The 18,811-nt window shown below is 42.8% G+C and carries 14 protein-coding genes and 4 tRNA genes; 15 read left to right on the top strand and 3 right to left on the bottom strand.

The window, feature by feature from the left end; genetic code table 11:
- Positions 1-72: 72 nt before the first annotated feature.
- Positions 73-633: a ribosome recycling factor gene (frr, locus tag Q8M62_RS16460; RefSeq protein ID WP_304900507.1), complete on the bottom strand. Its 561-nt coding sequence runs from the start codon at positions 631-633 to the stop codon at positions 73-75.
- 8 nt (positions 634-641) lie between these two features.
- Positions 642-1,355 (bottom strand): UMP kinase, encoded by a 714-nt coding sequence (gene pyrH, locus Q8M62_RS16455; RefSeq protein WP_092731179.1) that lies wholly within the window; start codon positions 1,353-1,355, stop codon positions 642-644.
- A gap of 193 nt (positions 1,356-1,548) precedes the next feature.
- On the opposite strand from pyrH, the gene Q8M62_RS16450 reads away from it, so the two are divergent.
- Positions 1,549-2,376, top strand: a complete 828-nt coding sequence (locus Q8M62_RS16450; protein WP_304900508.1) for an SDR family NAD(P)-dependent oxidoreductase — start codon at positions 1,549-1,551, stop codon at positions 2,374-2,376.
- A 29-nt stretch (positions 2,377-2,405) separates the two neighbouring features.
- Here Q8M62_RS16450 and Q8M62_RS16445 read toward each other — a convergent pair whose 3' ends face one another.
- Positions 2,406-2,900, bottom strand: coding sequence for an acetyl-CoA carboxylase biotin carboxyl carrier protein subunit (locus Q8M62_RS16445; RefSeq protein ID WP_304900509.1), 495 nt, complete (start codon positions 2,898-2,900; stop codon positions 2,406-2,408).
- A gap of 75 nt (positions 2,901-2,975) precedes the next feature.
- On the opposite strand from Q8M62_RS16445, the gene Q8M62_RS16440 reads away from it, so the two are divergent.
- The 14 genes from Q8M62_RS16440 (at position 2,976) to rpoC (ending at position 18,805) form a co-directional block, all read left to right on the top strand.
- A complete protein-coding gene (locus tag Q8M62_RS16440) occupies positions 2,976-5,591 on the top strand; it encodes a M1 family metallopeptidase (protein ID WP_304900510.1) in 2,616 nt (871 codons plus the stop codon).
- 155 nt (positions 5,592-5,746) lie between these two features.
- A tRNA-Tyr gene (locus Q8M62_RS16435) sits at positions 5,747-5,829 on the top strand.
- A 70-nt stretch (positions 5,830-5,899) separates the two neighbouring features.
- Positions 5,900-5,972: transfer RNA gene (locus tag Q8M62_RS16430), tRNA-Gly, on the top strand.
- 34 nt (positions 5,973-6,006) lie between these two features.
- Positions 6,007-6,078 (top strand) — tRNA-Thr (locus Q8M62_RS16425).
- A gap of 59 nt (positions 6,079-6,137) precedes the next feature.
- A complete protein-coding gene (gene tuf, locus Q8M62_RS16420) occupies positions 6,138-7,325 on the top strand; it encodes an elongation factor Tu (protein ID WP_304900511.1) in 1,188 nt (395 codons plus the stop codon).
- 111 nt (positions 7,326-7,436) lie between these two features.
- Positions 7,437-7,507, top strand: a tRNA-Trp gene (locus Q8M62_RS16415).
- Between the two features lie 17 nt (positions 7,508-7,524).
- The gene (gene secE / locus Q8M62_RS16410; protein WP_092731189.1) at positions 7,525-7,713 is read left to right on the top strand and encodes a preprotein translocase subunit SecE; all 189 of its coding nucleotides are present in this window, start codon (positions 7,525-7,527) and stop codon (positions 7,711-7,713) included.
- Between the two features lie 13 nt (positions 7,714-7,726).
- Complete coding sequence (nusG, locus tag Q8M62_RS16405; RefSeq protein WP_305351541.1) at positions 7,727-8,284, top strand: transcription termination/antitermination protein NusG; 558 nt, start codon at positions 7,727-7,729, stop codon at positions 8,282-8,284.
- Positions 8,285-8,287: 3 nt separating this feature from the next.
- On the top strand, positions 8,288-8,731 hold the full coding sequence (gene rplK / locus Q8M62_RS16400; protein WP_092731193.1) for a 50S ribosomal protein L11: 444 nt from the start codon (positions 8,288-8,290) through the stop codon (positions 8,729-8,731).
- 10 nt (positions 8,732-8,741) lie between these two features.
- Positions 8,742-9,440: a 50S ribosomal protein L1 gene (gene rplA, locus Q8M62_RS16395; protein WP_304902276.1), complete on the top strand. Its 699-nt coding sequence runs from the start codon at positions 8,742-8,744 to the stop codon at positions 9,438-9,440.
- A gap of 2 nt (positions 9,441-9,442) precedes the next feature.
- Positions 9,443-9,985 carry a 50S ribosomal protein L10 gene (gene rplJ / locus Q8M62_RS16390; RefSeq protein ID WP_304902277.1) on the top strand — a complete coding sequence of 181 codons (543 nt, stop codon included), beginning with the start codon at positions 9,443-9,445 and terminating at the stop codon, positions 9,983-9,985.
- A 40-nt stretch (positions 9,986-10,025) separates the two neighbouring features.
- Positions 10,026-10,409, top strand: a complete 384-nt coding sequence (rplL, locus tag Q8M62_RS16385; protein WP_304902278.1) for a 50S ribosomal protein L7/L12 — start codon at positions 10,026-10,028, stop codon at positions 10,407-10,409.
- Positions 10,410-10,565: 156 nt separating this feature from the next.
- Positions 10,566-14,441: a DNA-directed RNA polymerase subunit beta gene (gene rpoB, locus Q8M62_RS16380; RefSeq protein WP_304902279.1), complete on the top strand. Its 3,876-nt coding sequence runs from the start codon at positions 10,566-10,568 to the stop codon at positions 14,439-14,441.
- A gap of 47 nt (positions 14,442-14,488) precedes the next feature.
- Entirely contained in the window at positions 14,489-18,805 is a 4,317-nt protein-coding gene (rpoC, locus tag Q8M62_RS16375) for a DNA-directed RNA polymerase subunit beta' (RefSeq protein ID WP_304902280.1), read from the top strand.
- The last annotated feature ends 6 nt before the right edge of the window (positions 18,806-18,811 follow it).

Raw genomic sequence — 18,811 nt, 5'->3', positions numbered from 1 at the left:
CTAAAGTTTAAAAAATAAAAACCCGGCTTCAGTAAAGTAGCCGGGTTTTCAATTGGGTTATTGAAGTCAAGATCAGACCTTCATAATATCCGCTTCCTTCTTCACCAGAAGCTCATCGATTTTGGATGAATAGTTATCTGTTAATTTCTGAACCTGGTCCTCAGCCCGTTTGATTGCGTCTTCTGCAGCGCCGTCTTTCTGAAGTTTTCTTAAAGATTCATTCGTGTCCTTTCTGACACTTCGGATCGAAATTTTTCCTGATTCACATTCTTGTTTGGACTGTTTCACCAGATTGATTCGACGCTCTTCTGTCAAGGAAGGGATCGTCAGTATGATGGTTTCCCCGTTGTTTTGTGGAGCCAAACCAAGGTCTGAATTGATGATTCCCTTTTCGATTTCCGAGATCAGATTCCGTTCAAATGGCTTGATCGCAAGGGTTCTCGCGTCAGGTGTAGTGACAGAGGACACTTGGTTGATTGGTGTGGGAGTCCCATAATACATCACCATTACGCCATCCAGCATATTTGGCATGGCCTTGCCTGCACGGATTTTCAATAATTCAGCCGCGGTATGGTCCACCGCTTTCTGCATCAGTTCTTTTGCTTCGTCTAAGAATAATTCGATTTCTTCCATGATTTAATTCAGGATTTATCAGTGATCAATGTTCCGATTTGTTCGCCAAGTACGAGTTTACTCAGGTTGCCGGTCTTGTTCATATCGAAGACAATAATGGGCAGGTTGTTTTCCTGGCAAAGCGTGAAGGCAGTCATATCCATCACGTTGAGATTTTTTTCATAAACCTCACTGAAGGTAATCTGTTCGTATTTCGTTGCGGTCGGATCTTTTTCAGGATCTGCTGTGTAAACACCATCCACTCGGGTACCTTTCAGTACCACATCTCCTTCGATTTCGATGGCACGCAGTGCAGCCGTAGAATCAGTGGTAAAATAGGGATTTCCAATTCCGGCTCCAAAAATCACAATCCTGCCTTTTTCAAGGTGTCTTATTGCTCGTCTTCTGATGAAGGGTTCGCAGACACTTTCGATTTTGATCCCGGACATGAGTCGGGTGTACATGCCATTTTGCTCCAATGCACTCTGCAATGCCATCGCATTGATCAGGGTAGCAAGCATGCCCATGTAATCTCCCTGGACTCGGTCAATACCGGATTTCTCTGCCTGAACTCCCCGAAAAATATTTCCTCCTCCAATCACAATTGCTATCTCTACTCCCATTTCCTTCACTTTTTTAATTTCATCAGCATATTGTTGAAGGCGTGAAGGATCGATTCCGAAGTTTTTGTCGCCCATCAAGGATTCTCCACTGAGCTTGAGCAGGATGCGGTTGTATTTCATTGGGTGGTTGATTTCTAAGTTGCTTTCGGGTAAAGCCCGAAATCTTTTGGATTTAGCTGTCAAATTGCGATCGAATCGACCCTGAGAAGCCCGAGCAATCCGACAAATATAATTTCTTCATCTCACAATGCTAGGGCCAAATCCAAAAATGGGAAAATGTGTATTAAATTAGAATAGTTAATAGGCTGATAATATGGGCTTTTGGGATAAAAAAAGGGTTTGGATCATCGGAGCTTCTTCGGGTATTGGAGAGGGATTGGTTAATATTTTAGCAGAAAATGGAGCGAGACAGCTCATATCTGCCCGAAATAATTCAAAACTCGAGGAGTTAAAAACCAATTTTCCGAAAGCAGAAATTGTTGTTCTCCCGGTAGATGTTGAGCTACTTTCTGAGCTTACAACAAAAGTTGAGGAGGCCTGGCAATTTTTTGGAGGCTTGGATTATGTGTTCTTGAATGCAGGAATGTCGGTAAGAGATTTGGTGACTGAAAGCAAATTGGATGTGGAGCGGAAAATAATGGACATCAATTTTTGGGGACCGGTGGCTATTACCAAGGCGCTCTTAAAAAAACGAAGTACTGAAACTGCGCTTCATCTGGTATTGACATCCAGTCTGAGCGGCAAATATGGAGTCCCAAAGCTCGCTGCATATTCAGCCTCAAAACATGCTATGCAGGGATATTTTGATTCCTTGAGGGCAGAGACTTTTGCTACAGGTTTGTTTATTCATGTCGTCATTCCGGGATTTATAAGGACTAATATTACAGTGGCAGGGCTGAGAGGGGATGGAAGCAGAAGCGGGAAAATGCAGAATGCTTTGGCGGAGGGAATGGAAGCAAGCGATTGTGCCAAAGGGATACTCAAGGGACTAGAAAAGGGGAAAGAGGAATTTGCAGTGGGAGGTGCTGAGCGATTTACCATTGGACTCAACCGATTTTTCCCCGGGTTGATGAAAAAAATGATCCGATCCAATCCGCTGCAACGGCTTAAGCAAATGCAAAAAGCAATCTTTGCAAAATAAGGTTACTGGATAATTTGTACGGTCCGAAGTTAAAATTGAATCAGCACCTGATTTTTTTCCACGCTTTGTTTCAGTGCTACTTTTACATCTTTGACGACCCCGTCTCCCGGAGATTTGATGATATTTTCCATCTTCATGGCTTCCAAAATCAGGACTACATCGCCCTTTTTGACTTCGTCTCCCGGCTTTACTTTCAAGTCTAAAATCAAGCCCGGCATGGGGGCTTTGATGTCTTTTATCGCTCCCGTTCCCGCTGCACTCATTCCCATTTGCTCCAAAAGTAGGTCGAATCGATCTTTAAGCTGAAGGGTAGCAGTTTTGTGACCAATTCGAATCTGCAGGCTTTTTGTGTCTCGGTCAATTGACAGCAATTCCGCTTCCATGGATTCATTTCCCCGGATCAAATGGACTTTTCGATCTCCTATCCATTTCAAATCCCAAGAAATCGGTTTTTGGTTTACTTTGATTAAATCCTCGGTTTTTTCAACCGAATGGGGGGCGTTTTGAAGGATTACTGAAAACATTCCTGCTATTTTGGGTGTGAATATACAGCTACAGAATCAAATGCTCCGTAGAGATTTCTTCCAAATATGATACAAATGCAATCGACGCCAAAGAAAATCTTGATGACTTGCCTGACTTTTGGCAGCTTGTCTATGGCCCTTTTTACAGTTTCCTGTAAATCAGAAAAATCTGCACTGGTTCAGAATTCCGAGAATTCAGCCGTGGCTGAAGCTTCACCTGAAGCCCGGATTGACAGTGCAAAATTACTGCGAATGATTCGTGAGAAAAATGCTGAAATAGCAGGATATCAGCCCAGTGCAAAGCGGGATTTTGACTTGCTTCACACTGAGCTGGATTTGGCTTTTGACTGGTCAAATCAGGCAGTTTTAGGAAAGGCCAAGTTGAAGTTAACTCCCTATTTCTATCCTCAAAAGGAGTTGGTCCTGGATGCCAAAGACTTCGAAGTTGGGGCGATTTATCTTTTGAACGGGGAAGCCCAAAGCAAGCTGAATTATCGATACGATGAAAAGCAGTTGCGTATTTACCTTCCCGAACTATTCACTTCCAAGGACACCATTCAGGTTGAAATCAATTACATCGCATTTCCTGACAGGAATTCTGGTTCGGGAAGTGAGGCAATTACCGACACCAAGGGCCTGTATTTTATTGATCCCTTAGACACGATTCCGGGTAAGCCAACCATGATCTGGACACAGGGCGAGACCGAACATAACAGCAAGTGGTTTCCGACGATTGACAAACCCAATGAGCGATTTACACAGCTCTTCAAATTGACCGTTCCGGATTCGATGGTTTCGATCAGCAATGGAGTATTGGTAAAGCAGGAAAAACTGGAGAATGGGCTGCGAAAGGATTATTGGGAAATGAAATTGCCGCATGCGCCATATTTGGCGGCTATTGCGGTCGGGAATTTTGGAAAGGTGGAGGCAAAATGGAAAAATATTCCACTGGGATATTATGTTGAAAAGGGCTTCGAAAAGGGTGCTGCAATGGTATTTGAAAACACGCCTGAGATGATCGGGTTATTCGAAGAAAAGCTGGGGGTTGACTTTCCATGGCCAAAATATGATCAGATTGTAGTGCGGGATTTTGTCTCAGGAGCAATGGAGAATACCACCGCATCGATTTTCATGGAAGAATTGCGGTTGGATGAGCGGGAAGCGATTGATTCTGAATGGGATTACATCATCGCTCATGAGCTTTTTCATCAGTGGTTTGGGGATTTGGTCACAGCGGAGTCTTGGGCTAATTTGACTCTGAATGAAGCCTTTGCGAACTACAGTGAGTACCTATGGAATGAACACAAGTACGGACAAGATCAGGCAGCACTCAAATTGGTGACTGAAATGGAAGGCTATTTTGCTGAATCTGAGTCCAAACAAGTTGATTTGATCCGGTTTAACTATGCCGATTCTGAGGACATGTTTGATTCACACAGCTACAACAAGGGGGGTGTTGTATTACACATGCTTAGGCAACATTTAGGAGATGAAGCTTTTTTTAAAGGATTGAATCTTTATTTGAAACAGCATGCTTTCCAGTCGGTGGAGATTCACGATTTGAGGCTGGCGTTTGAGCGGGTAAGCGGACAGGATCTCAATTGGTTTTTCAATCAGTGGTTTTTGGACAAAGGACATCCTGAGCTATTTTTCGAAGTTGATTATTCGCAGCCTGAAAATATTCTTCTGACTGTGTACCAAGTTCAGGATTTAGAAAAATTGCCCCTGTATCTGCTTCCTATTGAAGTGAGTTGGTATGAGGGCAAAAGTCGGAAATCCAAAAAATTTCAGATGACAAGTTCGTTCCAGCAGTTTGCCTTAGAAAATGAATTTCCGGTGACCCAGGTTTATATTGATGAAGGGAAAAATTTGTTGGCAAGAAGAAATCAAGAAATCAGTACAGCTCAGTATGCACTTCAGTTCAAAGAATCAACTCTTGGTGTGGCAAGGTATGAGGCATTGGATAGTTTGGTTTCAAGGGAGGCTAAAGATTACCTGATTGAGATTTTACCCATTGCAGTTATGGATTCTTTTTGGTCAGTAAGGGAAAATGCGTTGGGCTTTATGCAAAATGATCCGGAATGGAGAAATCAAATTCAGGGCTTGGAGGACATGGTTTATGAACTGGCAGAAAAAGATCCTAAAAACTCGGTCAAGGCGGCTGCGATAGATCTATTGGCGGCATGGGATCCTGATAAATATCAATCGGCTTTTCTTCGCTTAGCAAATGAGCAATCCTATTTGGTGGCAAGTTCAGCATTGATGGGATTGGTAAGGGCAGAGGAGAATCCTGTGGACGCCGCGGTGATTGAAAGATTTGTCGGAGAAAGAAATTTCAGGATGATAATTCCAGTGGCAGAATATTATATTTTACAAAATGTAAAAGGTAAGGGTCCATGGTTTTTGGACCGGGTAGATCAGCTGTCAGGCGAGGGACTATATTTCTATCTGGGATATTTTAGCGAATATTTCTCCAGATTCCCAGAGGAGGGAAAAGATCAAGCGGTTAGGAAACTATTTCATCTTTTAGAAAATGATTCGAAAAGTTTTGTTCGATTGGGAGCTTTTCAGGCGCTAATGGGATTTGCAGATGAGGAAGCAGTGATCAAAAAGTTAAATCAGGTGGTCCAAACTGAAAAAGATGAAAAACTTAAAAACTATTACAATTATTTCCTTGAAGCACTCAACTGAAAAAATTAATCAGTTGATTTTTAAATCATTGAATTACAACACGTGAAAAAGTTATCAAATTTGGTGGTCATCCTTTGATACTTTGACAAAAGGCTATAATTTTGCCATCCGTTAAGACCACTAGGGTTCAATCCCCAAGAGATTTTAGCGCAGTTGGGGGAATACCAAAGCGGCCAACTGGGACGGACTGTAAATCCGTTGACTTATGTCTTCACAGGTTCGAATCCTGTTTCCCCCACGTGATTGCCCGAATGCAAAATTTTTTATCTAGTTTTGCAGGGCTAAAAAATCCGGTACGCCGGTTACAAGCGGGAGTAGCTCAGTTGGTAGAGCGGCAGCCTTCCAAGCTGCAGGTCGCGGGTTCGAGCCTCGTCTCCCGCTCTTTCTTTTCTTTCGGGAAATTAAAGGGCAAAAAGCCGACGTAGCTCAGGGGTAGAGTACTTCCTTGGTAAGGAAGGGGTCACGGGTTCAATTCCCGTCGTTGGCTCAATTACAGAGAATTATTATCTAAACATATCTTTAAACTTAAACTGAGGATTTTCACGCATGGCAAAAGCAACCTTCGACCGTTCCAAGCCGCACGTTAACATCGGTACGATTGGACACGTAGACCATGGCAAAACAACCCTGACTGCCGCCATCACTACCGTATTGGCTAAAAAAGGTCTTTCTGAATTGAGAGATTTCTCTTCAATTGATAACGCTCCTGAAGAGAAAGAAAGAGGTATTACTATCAATACTTCGCACGTAGAATATCAGACTGAAAACAGGCACTACGCTCACGTAGATTGCCCTGGTCACGCTGACTACGTTAAAAACATGGTAACTGGTGCTGCCCAGATGGACGGTGCTATCCTTGTAGTAGCTGCAACTGACGGCCCAATGCCTCAGACTAGAGAGCACATCCTTTTGGCTCGTCAGGTAGGTGTACCTCAGCTTGTAGTATTTATGAACAAAGTTGACATGGTTGACGATCCTGAGCTTCTTGAGCTTGTGGAAATGGAAATCAGAGAACTTCTTTCATTCTATGATTTTGACGGAGACAACATTCCAGTAATCGCTGGATCTGCACTTGGAGCCTTGAATGGTGAAGAGAAGTGGGTTGAATCTGTTATGGAGTTGATGAACGCAGTAGATTCATTCATTCCGATTCCTCCTCGTTTGGTGGACAAAGATTTCTTGATGCCAGTTGAAGACGTATTCTCGATCACAGGTCGTGGTACTGTAGCTACAGGTAGAATCGAAAGAGGCGTAATCAACTCTGGCGAACCGGTTGACATTATCGGTATGGGTGCTGAAGGCTTGAAGTCTACAGTTACTGGTGTTGAGATGTTCCGTAAAATCCTTGATAGAGGAGAAGCTGGTGATAACGTAGGTCTATTGCTTAGAGGTATTGAAAAATCACAGATTAAGCGTGGTATGATTATCTGTAAGCCAGGATCTGTGAAGCCTCACGCTCACTTCAAGGCTGAAGTTTATGTTCTTTCAAAAGAAGAAGGTGGACGTCACACACCATTCTTCAACAAATACAGACCACAGTTCTACCTTAGAACTACGGATGTAACTGGCGAGATCAAACTTCCAGAAAACGTTGAAATGGTTATGCCAGGTGATAACGTAACTATCGAAGTTACCCTTCTTAATGCAGTGGCATTGGAAAAAGGTCTTCGATTTGCAATTAGAGAAGGTGGTAGAACAGTAGGTGCCGGTCAGGTTACCGAAATTCTTGACTAATCATACTTAATTACAAGTAAACTATGCGATCCCAAATTAATTTGGGATCGCATTTGTTTCTAAAGACATTATTCCTAATTTTGCGTTCCCATTTACGGAGCGTTCATTCATACGGGCATAGTTCAATGGTAGAATAGCGGTCTCCAAAACCGTTGATGGGAGTTCGAATCTCTCTGCCCGTGCAGCAAGTAAGTAGACTATGAATCTTAAAAACTTTGTCCTTGAATCTTACGACGAGATGGTAAATAAGGTCACTTGGCCTAAATTTTCATCTCTTCAGAATAGTGCCGTATTGGTGTTGGTGGCATCTCTCATTTTCGCGCTGTTTATCGGTGTGGTGGATTTGGGATTTGAGAACATCATGACATGGTTTTATGATTTATTCTAATTGACATTACAGAATGGCTGAACATAAGTGGTACGTACTCAGAGTAGTAGCGGGACAGGAGAAGAAGACCAAGACTTATTTGGATAATGAAATCCAAAGACAGAAAATTGGCGAGTTTATTCCTGAAGTGCTGATTCCTTCTGAGAAGGTATATGAAATGCGAAATGGCAAAAAGCGTGTCCGAGAGAGAAATTTCTTTCCGGGATATGTTTTGGTCAATGCAGATCTTTCCAACGGTGAAGCCAATCACGTAATAACGAGTATCCCGGGTGTTATCGGGTTTCTTGGATCAAACCAGGGGGGAGCTTCCAAAACCCCTGAACCGTTACGCCAATCAGAAATCAACCGTATTTTAGGTAAGGTTGAGGAGATTGATGAGTTTGCCGAGAAGCAGGACACACCATTTATAGTAGGAGAGGCCGTAAAAGTAATGGACGGGCCCTTCAGTGGTTTCACCGGGACAATTGAGGAGATATTTGAGGAGAAGAAGAAGCTTAATGTTATGGTTAAGATCTTCGGCCGAAATACTCCTGTTGAATTAAACTTTATACAAGTAGAAAAACAAGACTAAGCAATGGCTAAGGAAATCACTGGTTATGTAAAACTGCAGGTGAAAGGTGGCCAGGCTAATCCGTCACCTCCAGTAGGTCCAGCTCTTGGTTCCAAGGGTTTGAACATTATGGAGTTCTGTAAGCAGTTCAACGCACGTACCCAAGAAAAAATGGGCACAGTGCTTCCGGTACTGATTACGGTTTTTTCTGACAAGTCTTTTGAGTTTGTTGTAAAAACTCCTCCGGCAGCTAATCTGTTGTTGGAAGCTGCAAAAATCAAAAGCGGTTCAGCGGAACCAAATAGAAAGAAAGTAGGATCAGTTACCTGGGATCAGGTGAAGGTGATTGCTGAGACGAAAATGCCTGACCTAAATGCTTTCAGAATTGAGTCTGCCATGAAAATGGTAGCTGGTACTGCACGAAGCATGGGTATAACAGTATCTGGTAAAGCCCCTTGGGAAGTATAAATAAAAAACAATGGCTAAGTTAACAAAAAAGCAAAAAGAAGCTCTTTCTAAGTACGACGCAAGCCAAGTGTACTCCCTGGAGGCAGCTTCTTCACTGGTTAAGGAAATTACCCTGACAAAGTTTGATGCATCTGTGGATGTTGACGTTCGTTTGGGCGTCGATCCGCGGAAGGCTGATCAAATGGTACGAGGTGTAGTAGCACTTCCTCACGGTACAGGCAAAGACATCAAAGTATTGGTTCTTTGTACTCCTGACAAAGCAGCAGAAGCAACTGAAGCAGGTGCAGACTACGTTGGTTTGGACGATTACATTGCCAAGATAGAAGGCGGATGGACTGACATTGATGTCATCATCACGATGCCTAACGTTATGGCAAAAGTAGGTAGGTTAGGTAGAGTATTGGGTCCTCGTGGCTTAATGCCAAACCCTAAATCAGGAACAGTTACTCTTGATGTGGCTAAGGCAGTTAGAGAAGTAAAAGCCGGTAAAATCGACTTTAAAGTTGATAAATTTGGAATTATCCACGCCGGTGTTGGTAAAGTATCTTTTTCTCCAGAGCAAATCGAAGAGAATGTGAAAGAACTTATCATGACTATCTCCAAGTTGAAGCCATCTTCTTCTAAAGGTACATATTTCAAAAGTATTCATTTGTCAAGCACAATGTCTCCGGGTATTGCTGTAGACAAGGGTAGCATTCAAGGTATTTAATCATGACTAGAGACGAAAAGAAAGTTATAATCGACAGTCTGACTGAGAAACTAAAGGAAAACCCTTTCTTCTACATCACTGATGCTTCCGGATTCTCTGTAGCTCAGGTGAATGCATTCAGAAGGACTTGTTACGAAAAAGGTGTGGAGTACAAAGTGTACAAAAATACCCTGATCGCAAAAGCTCTTGAAAATCTGGATGCGGACTACTCCAAACTTGCGAGTGGTGCATTGAAAGGGTTCTCTGGAATTATTTTCTCAAAAGAGACTAGTAACCTTCCAGCAAAAGTATTGCTGGACTTCAGAAAGAAAATAGGTAAAAAAGAGACTAGACCAGTATTCAAAGGTGCGGGTATCGATTCAGATGTATTTCTGGGCGAGAACAACCTTGAGTTACTATCTAACCTCAAGTCTAAGCAAGAATTGCTTGGTGATCTAATTGGATTGCTACAATCTCCTGCTAAGAATCTCGTATCGGCATTGCAGTCAGGACAGAACAACATCACTGGTGTTCTTAAGACGCTCGCTGAACGAGAAGCAAAATAATCTTATCAAATCATTCAAAAACAATTAAATAAACAATACAATGGCAGATCTTACACAACTTGCAGAACAGTTGGTAAACTTGACTGTAAAAGAAGTTAAAGAATTAACAGACATCCTTAAGGATCAGTACGGCATTGAGCCTGCTGCTGCTGGCGCTATTATGGTAGCTGGTGGTGGTGCTGGTGCTGGCGAGGTTGCTGCTGAAGAAGAGAAAACTTCTTTCGATGTAATCCTAAAAGCAGCTGGGGCTTCTAAGCTTGCAGTTGTAAAACTGGTTAAAGAATTGACTGGTCTTGGATTGAAAGAAGCAAAAGATCTTGTAGACAGCGCTCCTAAAGCCCTTAAAGAAGGAATTGCTAAGGACGAAGCTGAAGCTCTGAAGAAGTCTCTTGAAGAGGCTGGTGCTGAAGTAGAGATCAAATAATTTGCTGATTTCGCGCCTTTAGGTTCGGAATTAGCCCGAAGACCTGACTTTATAAGTCAGGTCTTTTCCTGTTTATGCTCAGGTTAATAATTGCATTATTCCAAGTGATTATTGTCACTTTCTGATATTAAATTTCACCATAAACTATACACTACCTTGGCTATCAAGAATCAAACCGAAAGGAAAAGCTTCTCCTCCATTAAGGTGGTCAAAGACTATCCCGATTTTCTAGATATTCAACTTCAGTCTTTCAAGGACTTTTTTCAGTTGGATACTCCCGCAGAAAAGCGCCGGGCAGATGGGTTGTTCAAAGTTTTCGCTGAAAACTTTCCTATTAGTGATTCCAGAGAAAATTTCACTTTGGAATTCATCGATTATGCAGTAGATCCACCAAAATACAGTGTGGAAGAATGTATCGATAGGGGATTGACTTATTCTGTTCCGTTGAAAGCAAAATTGAGATTGCTTTGTCACGATGAGGACAATGAGGATTTCGAAACTATCGAGCAAGAAGTGTTTCTTGGCAATCTTCCTTACATGACTGAAAAAGGGTCATTTGTAATCAATGGAGCCGAGCGGGTAATTGTTTCTCAATTGCACCGTTCTCCGGGGGTGTTCTTTGCACAAAGCAAGCATACCAACGGTACCAAGTTATACTCTGCCAGAATTATTCCTTTCAAAGGTTCTTGGATCGAATTTGCAACTGACATCAACAATGTCATGTATGCTTACATCGACCGTAAGAAAAAATTCCCGGTTACTACTTTGCTTCGTGCAATCGGATACGGTTCAGATAAAGATATTCTGGATTTATTCGGTCTTTCTGAAGAAGTAGCTGCTACTAAGGCCGCACTTAAAAAAGCGGGAGGACGTAAATTGGCCGCTAGAGTATTAAGAACTTGGGTGGAGGATTTCGTGGATGAAGATACCGGTGAGGTAGTTTCTATCGATCGAAATGAGGTATTGCTTGAGCGTGATACTGTTTTGACTGAAGAAGATATTGAAATGATCTTGGATTCAGGCTCCAAGTCCATCATTCTCCACAGAGAAGATGTGAACGTGGCTGATTTCTCTATCATCTATAATACGTTACAAAAAGATAACTCCAACTCTGAAAAAGAAGCCGTGGAAGTTATCTATCGTCAACTTAGAAATACCGAGGCACCTGATGAGTCTACAGCTCGTGAGGTAATCCAAAGCTTGTTCTTTTCAGATAAGCGTTATGATCTTGGTGAAGTTGGGCGTTACAGAATAAATAAAAAACTTGGTCTTGACATTGAGCCTGAGAAAATTGTTTTGACTAAGCAGGATATTATTTCCATCGTGAAATATCTGATTGGTTTGATCAACTCGAAGGCTGTTGTCGATGACATTGACCACTTGTCTAACAGACGAGTGAGAACTGTTGGTGAGCAGCTGTACAGTCAATTCGGTGTAGGTTTAGCCAGAATGGCCAGAACGATCCGTGAAAGAATGAACGTGCGTGACAATGAAGACTTCAAACCAGTCGATTTGATCAATGCCAGAACGCTTTCTTCCGTGATCAACTCCTTCTTTGGTACCAACCAACTTTCTCAGTTCATGGACCAAACTAACCCGCTGGCAGAGTTGACTCACAAGAGAAGACTTTCAGCTTTGGGTCCAGGTGGTCTTTCCAGAGAAAGAGCAGGTTTCGAGGTTCGTGACGTTCACTATACACACTACGGTCGTCTGTGTACTATCGAAACTCCTGAAGGCCCAAATATCGGTCTGATTTCCTCCCTATGTGTTCACGCGAAAGTGAACTCTATGGGATTCCTCGAGACTCCTTACAGAAAGGTGGCTGAAGGTAAAGTTGGAATGAAGGTAGAAGACATCGTATTCCTTACAGCCGAAGAAGAAGATAATCATAACATCGCTCAGGCAAATGCGCCATTGGATGATGCTGGTAAATTTATCAATGAAAAGGTAAAAGCAAGGTTTGAAGGGGATTTCCCAGTTCTTGAACCAAGCGAAATTACCTATATGGATGTGGCTCCAAACCAGATTGTATCTGTAGCAGCTTCTCTAATTCCATTCCTCGAGCATGATGATGCGAACCGAGCCTTGATGGGCTCAAACATGCAACGTCAAGCAGTTCCATTGCTGAAAGCGGAGGCTCCAATTGTGGGTACAGGTTTGGAATCAAAGGCAGCAATCGACTCTAGAGCGCTGATTATTGCAGAGGCTAATGGGGTTGTGGAATATGTTGATGCTAAGAAAATTACCATCAAGTATGATCTAACTTCCGACGAACTTTTGGTGAATTTTACCAATGAGTATAAAAGCTACGATCTGATCAAATTCAGAAGAACTAACCAGGATACGACAATCAACTTGACGCCATTGGTGCTGAAAGGTGAGAAAATTTCTAAGGGACAAGTTCTTGTGGAAGGGTATTCTACCAACAACGGAGAGCTAGCTTTGGGTAAAAACCTTAAAGTTGCCTACATGCCTTGGCAAGGATATAACTTCGAAGATGCGATTGTAATTTCTGAGCGGGTGGTTCGAGAAGACATCTTTACCTCTATTCACGTTGAGGAGTTCCAATTGGAAGTTCGTGACACGAAGCGGGGTGAAGAAGAATTAACTTCTGAAATTCCAAACGTTTCTGAGGAAGCAGTTAAGCACCTTGATGAAGATGGAATTATCCGTATCGGTGCAGAGGTAAAAGAAGGTGACATCATCATTGGTAAGATCACTCCAAAAGGGGAAACTGATCCGACTCCTGAAGAAAAACTTCTAAGAGCAATTTTTGGCGATAAAGCTGGGGATGTGAAAGATGCTTCATTGAAAGCTTCTCCTTCTTTGAATGGTGTGGTCATTGAGACTAAACTATTCTCCCGACCTAAAAAGGATAAGGATAACAGAGCAAAGTCTAAAGCTGAAGTTGAAAAACTGAAAGGCATATATTCTAAGGATCTCCTTGGAATTAGAGCCAGAATGATCAATAAGTTGGTAACGATTTTGGATGGCAAAACTTCCTTGGGAGTGCGTCACAAGTTTGGAGATGAAATCATCACCAAAGGCACCAAATTCAATCTAAAGAACATTGAAAATAATCTTTTCCCTGCTAAGAACCCTTACAGAGATGAGTCTAACTATAATGTTCCTGAGGAAGCTAACCTGATTTCAGATATCATTTTAGATGACTGGACAGATGATGCGTATACCAATTCATTGATTGTCAAATTGGTGAAAAATTACACCAATTCCAGAAATGAGATTTCTGGCCTATTCAAGCGTGATAGATTTACACTTGAAGTAGGTGATGAATTGCCTGCTGGCATTGTGAAGCTTGCTAAAGTTTACATTGCCAAGAAGCGTAAGCTGAAGGTAGGTGATAAAATGGCAGGTCGTCACGGAAACAAAGGTATTGTGGCTCGTATCGTAAGAGACGAAGACATGCCTTTCCTGGAAGATGGAACTCCAATGGACATCGTGTTGAACCCACTTGGTGTACCTTCTCGAATGAACATTGGACAAATCTTCGAAACTGTATTGGCTTGGGCTGGTCAGCGAATGGGTAAGAAATATGCAACTCCAATCTTCGACGGAGCAACTTTGGAAGAAGTAGCTGCAGAATTGGAACTTGCAGGTGTTCCACCTTATGGAAGAACCTACCTATACGATGGTCTTTCTGGAAACAGATTCGATCAGCCAGTTACAGTAGGTGTTTCCTACATGCTGAAATTAGGTCACTTGGTGGATGACAAGATGCACGCTCGTTCAATCGGTCCATACTCGCTCATTACACAGCAGCCCTTGGGTGGTAAAGCGCAGTTTGGTGGTCAGCGATTTGGAGAAATGGAAGTTTGGGCATTGGAAGCATTCGGTGCATCACACGTTCTTCAGGAAATCCTGACTGTGAAGTCTGATGACGTAATCGGTAGAGCGAAAGCTTATGAAGCGATCGTGAAAGGTGAAAACCTTCCTAAACCTAACATCCCTGAATCATTCAATGTATTGGTTCATGAATTGAGAGGTTTGGCTCTTGAAATTACTTTGGATTAATTTGGCTCATAGGGCGAGCAATCGCCCTTAACATATCTCAAAAAATTATGTCGTTTAGAAAAAATAAAAAACTCAACAACGATTTTTCCAGAGTTACGATCAGCTTGGCCTCTCCAGAATCAATTTTGGATAGTTCAAATGGTGAAGTGACTCAGCCAGAGACAATCAACTACAGAACATATAAGCCAGAAATGGGTGGGTTGTTTTGTGAGCGAATCTTTGGTCCTGTAAAGGACTGGGAATGTCATTGTGGTAAATACAAGCGAATCAGATATAAAGGAATCATCTGCGACCGTTGCGGTGTGGAGGTGACTGAGAAAAAAGTGCGTCGTGAGCGCATGGGACACATCGAATTGGTTGTTCCTGTAGCACACATTTGGTACTTCAAATCTCTTCCTAATAAAATCGGTTACCTTCTTGGTCTTCCTACCAAAAAGCTTGACCAGATTGTTTACTATGAGCGCTATGCAGTAGTTCAGCCGGGTATCAAAGCAGAGGAAGGTGTTCAATATTTAGACTTCCTGACCGAAGATGAGTATTTGGATATCATGGATAAGCTTCCTAAGGAGAACCATTCTCTGGATGATGCAGATCCAAACAAATTCATCGCCAAGATGGGTGCTGAGGCTCTTGAGATGTTGTTGGCAAGATTGGATCTCGATGATCTTTCTTACTCACTCCGTCATCAGGCAGCTACCGATACTTCGCAGCAGCGTAAGGCTGAAGCCTTGAAGCGTCTGAAAGTGGTCGAAGCATTCCGTGATGCGAGAACCAGAATCGAAAACCGTCCTGAGTGGATGGTAGTTCGTATGGTTCCTGTGATTCCACCGGAATTGCGTCCATTGGTTCCTTTGGATGGTGGTCGTTTTGCGACTTCCGATTTGAATGATCTATATAGAAGAGTAATTATCAGAAATAACCGTCTGAAGCGTTTGATCGACATCAAAGCTCCTGAGGTTATTTTAAGAAATGAGAAGCGAATGTTGCAGGAAGCTGTGGATTCACTTTTTGACAACTCAAGAAAAGTAAATGCGGTAAGATCCGATGGAAACCGTGCCTTGAAGTCCCTTTCTGATATGTTGAAAGGTAAGCAGGGTCGTTTCCGTCAAAACTTGCTCGGTAAGCGTGTGGATTACTCCGGTCGATCTGTGATCGTCGTAGGTCCTGAATTGAAGCTTCACGAGTGTGGTCTTCCTAAAAATATGGCAGCTGAGCTTTTCAAGCCATTTATCATCAGGAAACTGATCGAAAGAGGCATTGTAAAGACCGTGAAATCTGCAAAGAAAATTGTGGACCGTAAGGATCCGGTAGTTTGGGATATCTTGGAAAACGTATTGAAAGGACACCCTGTTCTTTTGAACCGTGCTCCAACACTTCACAGACTTGGTATCCAGGCTTTCCAACCGAAATTGATCGAAGGAAAAGCAATCCAGCTTCACCCATTGGTTTGTACTGCATTCAACGCCGATTTTGACGGTGACCAGATGGCAGTTCACGTACCTCTCGGACATGAGGCAATCCTGGAAGCTTCGACTTTGATGCTTTCTTCACACAATATCCTAAACCCTGCCAACGGAGCGCCGATCACGGTACCTTCTCAGGACATGGTTTTGGGCCTCTATTATGTGACTAAAGGCAAAAAATCTACTCCTGAAGAAATCGTTGCTGGTGAAGGCATGACTTTCTACAGTCAGGAAGAGGTAATCATTGCCATGAACGAAGGCAAAATCTCCAAGCACGCCAACATCAAGTGTAAGGTAAAAGTAAAAGATTCCGAGGGAGTGATAGCAGACAAGATCATCGAAACCGTTGCAGGTCGATTGATCTTCAACCAGTTTGTTCCTGAGGAAGTAGGGTATGTAAATGAGCTTTTGACCAAGAAAAAACTACAGCAGATTATTGCTGAGGTGGTAAAAGTTTGTGGCATCGCCCGTACTGCACAGTTCTTGGATGACATCAAGCACTTGGGTTTCCAAATGGCATACCAAGGTGGTCTTTCTATGGGACTGAATGACGTAATTATTCCTGATGAGAAAGTTCCGATGATCGCCAAGGCGAAAGAGGAAGTAGATCAGGTTTGGAACAACTACCTCATGGGTCTGATCACCGACAATGAACGATACAATCAAGTAATTGACATCTGGACTCGTACCAACTCTCATTTGACTAACATTCTTATGAAGCAGATGGAAGAGGATAAGCAAGGATTCAATGCTATTTACATGATGATGCACTCAGGAGCCAGAGGTTCAAGAGAGCAAATCCGTCAGTTGGGTGGAATGAGAGGTCTGATGGCGAAGCCGCAGAAAAACCTTCAAGGTTCTGTTGGTGAAATTATTGAAAACCCAATTCTATCCAACTTCAAAGAAGGACTGGACGTATTGGAATACTTCATCTCTACACACGGTGCTCGTAAAGGTCTAGCCGATACAGCATTGAAAACTGCCGATGCGGGTTATTTGACCCGTCGTTTGGTAGATGTTGCTCAGGACATGATTGTGACCGAAGAAGATTGCGGTACCTTGAGAGGTCTGGTAGTACAACCATTGAAAGACAACGAGGAAATCGTTGAGCCACTTTCTGAGAGAATCCTCGGCAGAGTATCTGTACACGACGTGTACGATCCGATCACGGATCAATTGATCATTCCTGCCGGAATAGAAATTGGAGATGACGTTGCCAAAATGGTGGATGAATCTGCTATCGAAGAGGTGGAAATTAGATCAGTATTGACTTGCGAAACCAGAAGAGGGATTTGCGCAAAATGCTACGGAAGAAACTTGGCTACCGGTAATATGGTGCAGGCAGGTGAATCTGTGGGTGTTATTGCTGCACAGTCTATCGGTGAACCGGGTACACAGCTTACCTTGAGAACATTCCACGTAGGTGGTACAGCTTCCAACATGGCAGTAGATGCTTCCATTCCGGCTAAGTTTGATGGGGTGATCGAGTTCGATGAGGAATTGAGATACATCGAGACGACCAACAAGGATGGCGAAGCAGTCACTATGGTGATGGGCCGTTCTGGCGAAATCAAAATCAACGAAGCGAAAACAGGAAAGACCTTGGTATCAAACCACGTTCCTTACGGCGCGATGTTGAATGTGAAAGATGGGCAGAAAATCGCTAAAGGACATTCCTTATGTACTTGGGATCCTTACAATGCGGTCATTCTTTCAGAATTCGATGGTAAAGTTGAATTCGAAGCGGTCATTGAAGGTATCACCTATAAGGAAGTGGCTGATGATCAGACTGGTTTCCGTGAGAAAGTAATTATCGAAACAAAAGACAGGACTAAGAATCCTTCAATTATTATCAATCACGGTGATGATTCCAAAGCTTACAATATTCCGGTTGGAGCTCACCTTGCTGTAGAAGCTGGTGAAAAAGTGAAGTCCGGACAAATCTTGGTGAAAATCCCAAGATCAGTTGGTAAGACAAGAGATATTACCGGTGGTCTTCCACGAGTTACAGAATTGTTTGAAGCAAGAAACCCATCCAACCCGGCTGTGGTATCTGAAATCGACGGTGTCGTGACTTATGGTGGTATCAAGCGAGGTAACAGAGAGATCATCATCGAATCAAAAGATGGTGTGATCAAGAAATACATGGTATCTCTTTCGAAGCACATCCTGGTTCAGGAAAATGACTTTATCCGTGCCGGTGAACCATTGTCTGATGGAGCCATCACTCCAAATGATATCCTTTCCATCAAAGGCCCAACGGCCGTTCAGGAATATTTGGTGAACGAAATCCAGGAAGTTTACAGACTTCAGGGTGTGAAGATCAACGATAAGCACATCGAAGTAATTGTAACTCAAATGATGCAGAAAGTAGAAATTTTGGATGCTGGTGATACAGGATTCCTTCAGAATCAAATCGTGGATAAGTGGGCGTTCCGTGAGGAAAACGACAATATCTTGGACAAGAAGGTGGTAATGGATGCCGGTGATTCTTCTACTTTGAAGCCAGGTATGATCATCTCTGCAAGAAGACTGCGCGATGAGAATTCAAGCTTGAAGCGTAAAGATCTGAAGCTGGTACAAGTAAGAGATGCGGAGACTGCGGTTTCCAAGCCAACTCTTCAGGGTATCACTGCAGCCTCTTTGGGAACTGAAAGCTTTATTTCTGCGGCTTCCTTCCAGGAAACTACCAAGGTGCTTTCTGAAGCAGCGATCAGAGGTAAGCGAGATGAGCTATTGGGCTTGAAGGAGAACGTGATCGTAGGTCACTTGATCCCGGCAGGTACCGGTCAGCGCAGGTTGCGTAACCTGATCGTTGGATCTCAGGAAGAATATGATAAGCTTTCTGAAAATATGGAGAAGACATCTTCTTCCAAGAGATCAAGCGAAGCTATCCTTTAATAGCAT

The sequence above is a fragment of the Algoriphagus sp. genome, from assembly GCF_030694375.1.
In the GTDB taxonomy this organism is placed as follows: domain Bacteria; phylum Bacteroidota; class Bacteroidia; order Cytophagales; family Cyclobacteriaceae; genus Algoriphagus.
The sequence above is the reverse complement of the archived record's forward strand: the minus strand, read 5'-3'. Positions and strand labels throughout refer to the sequence as shown.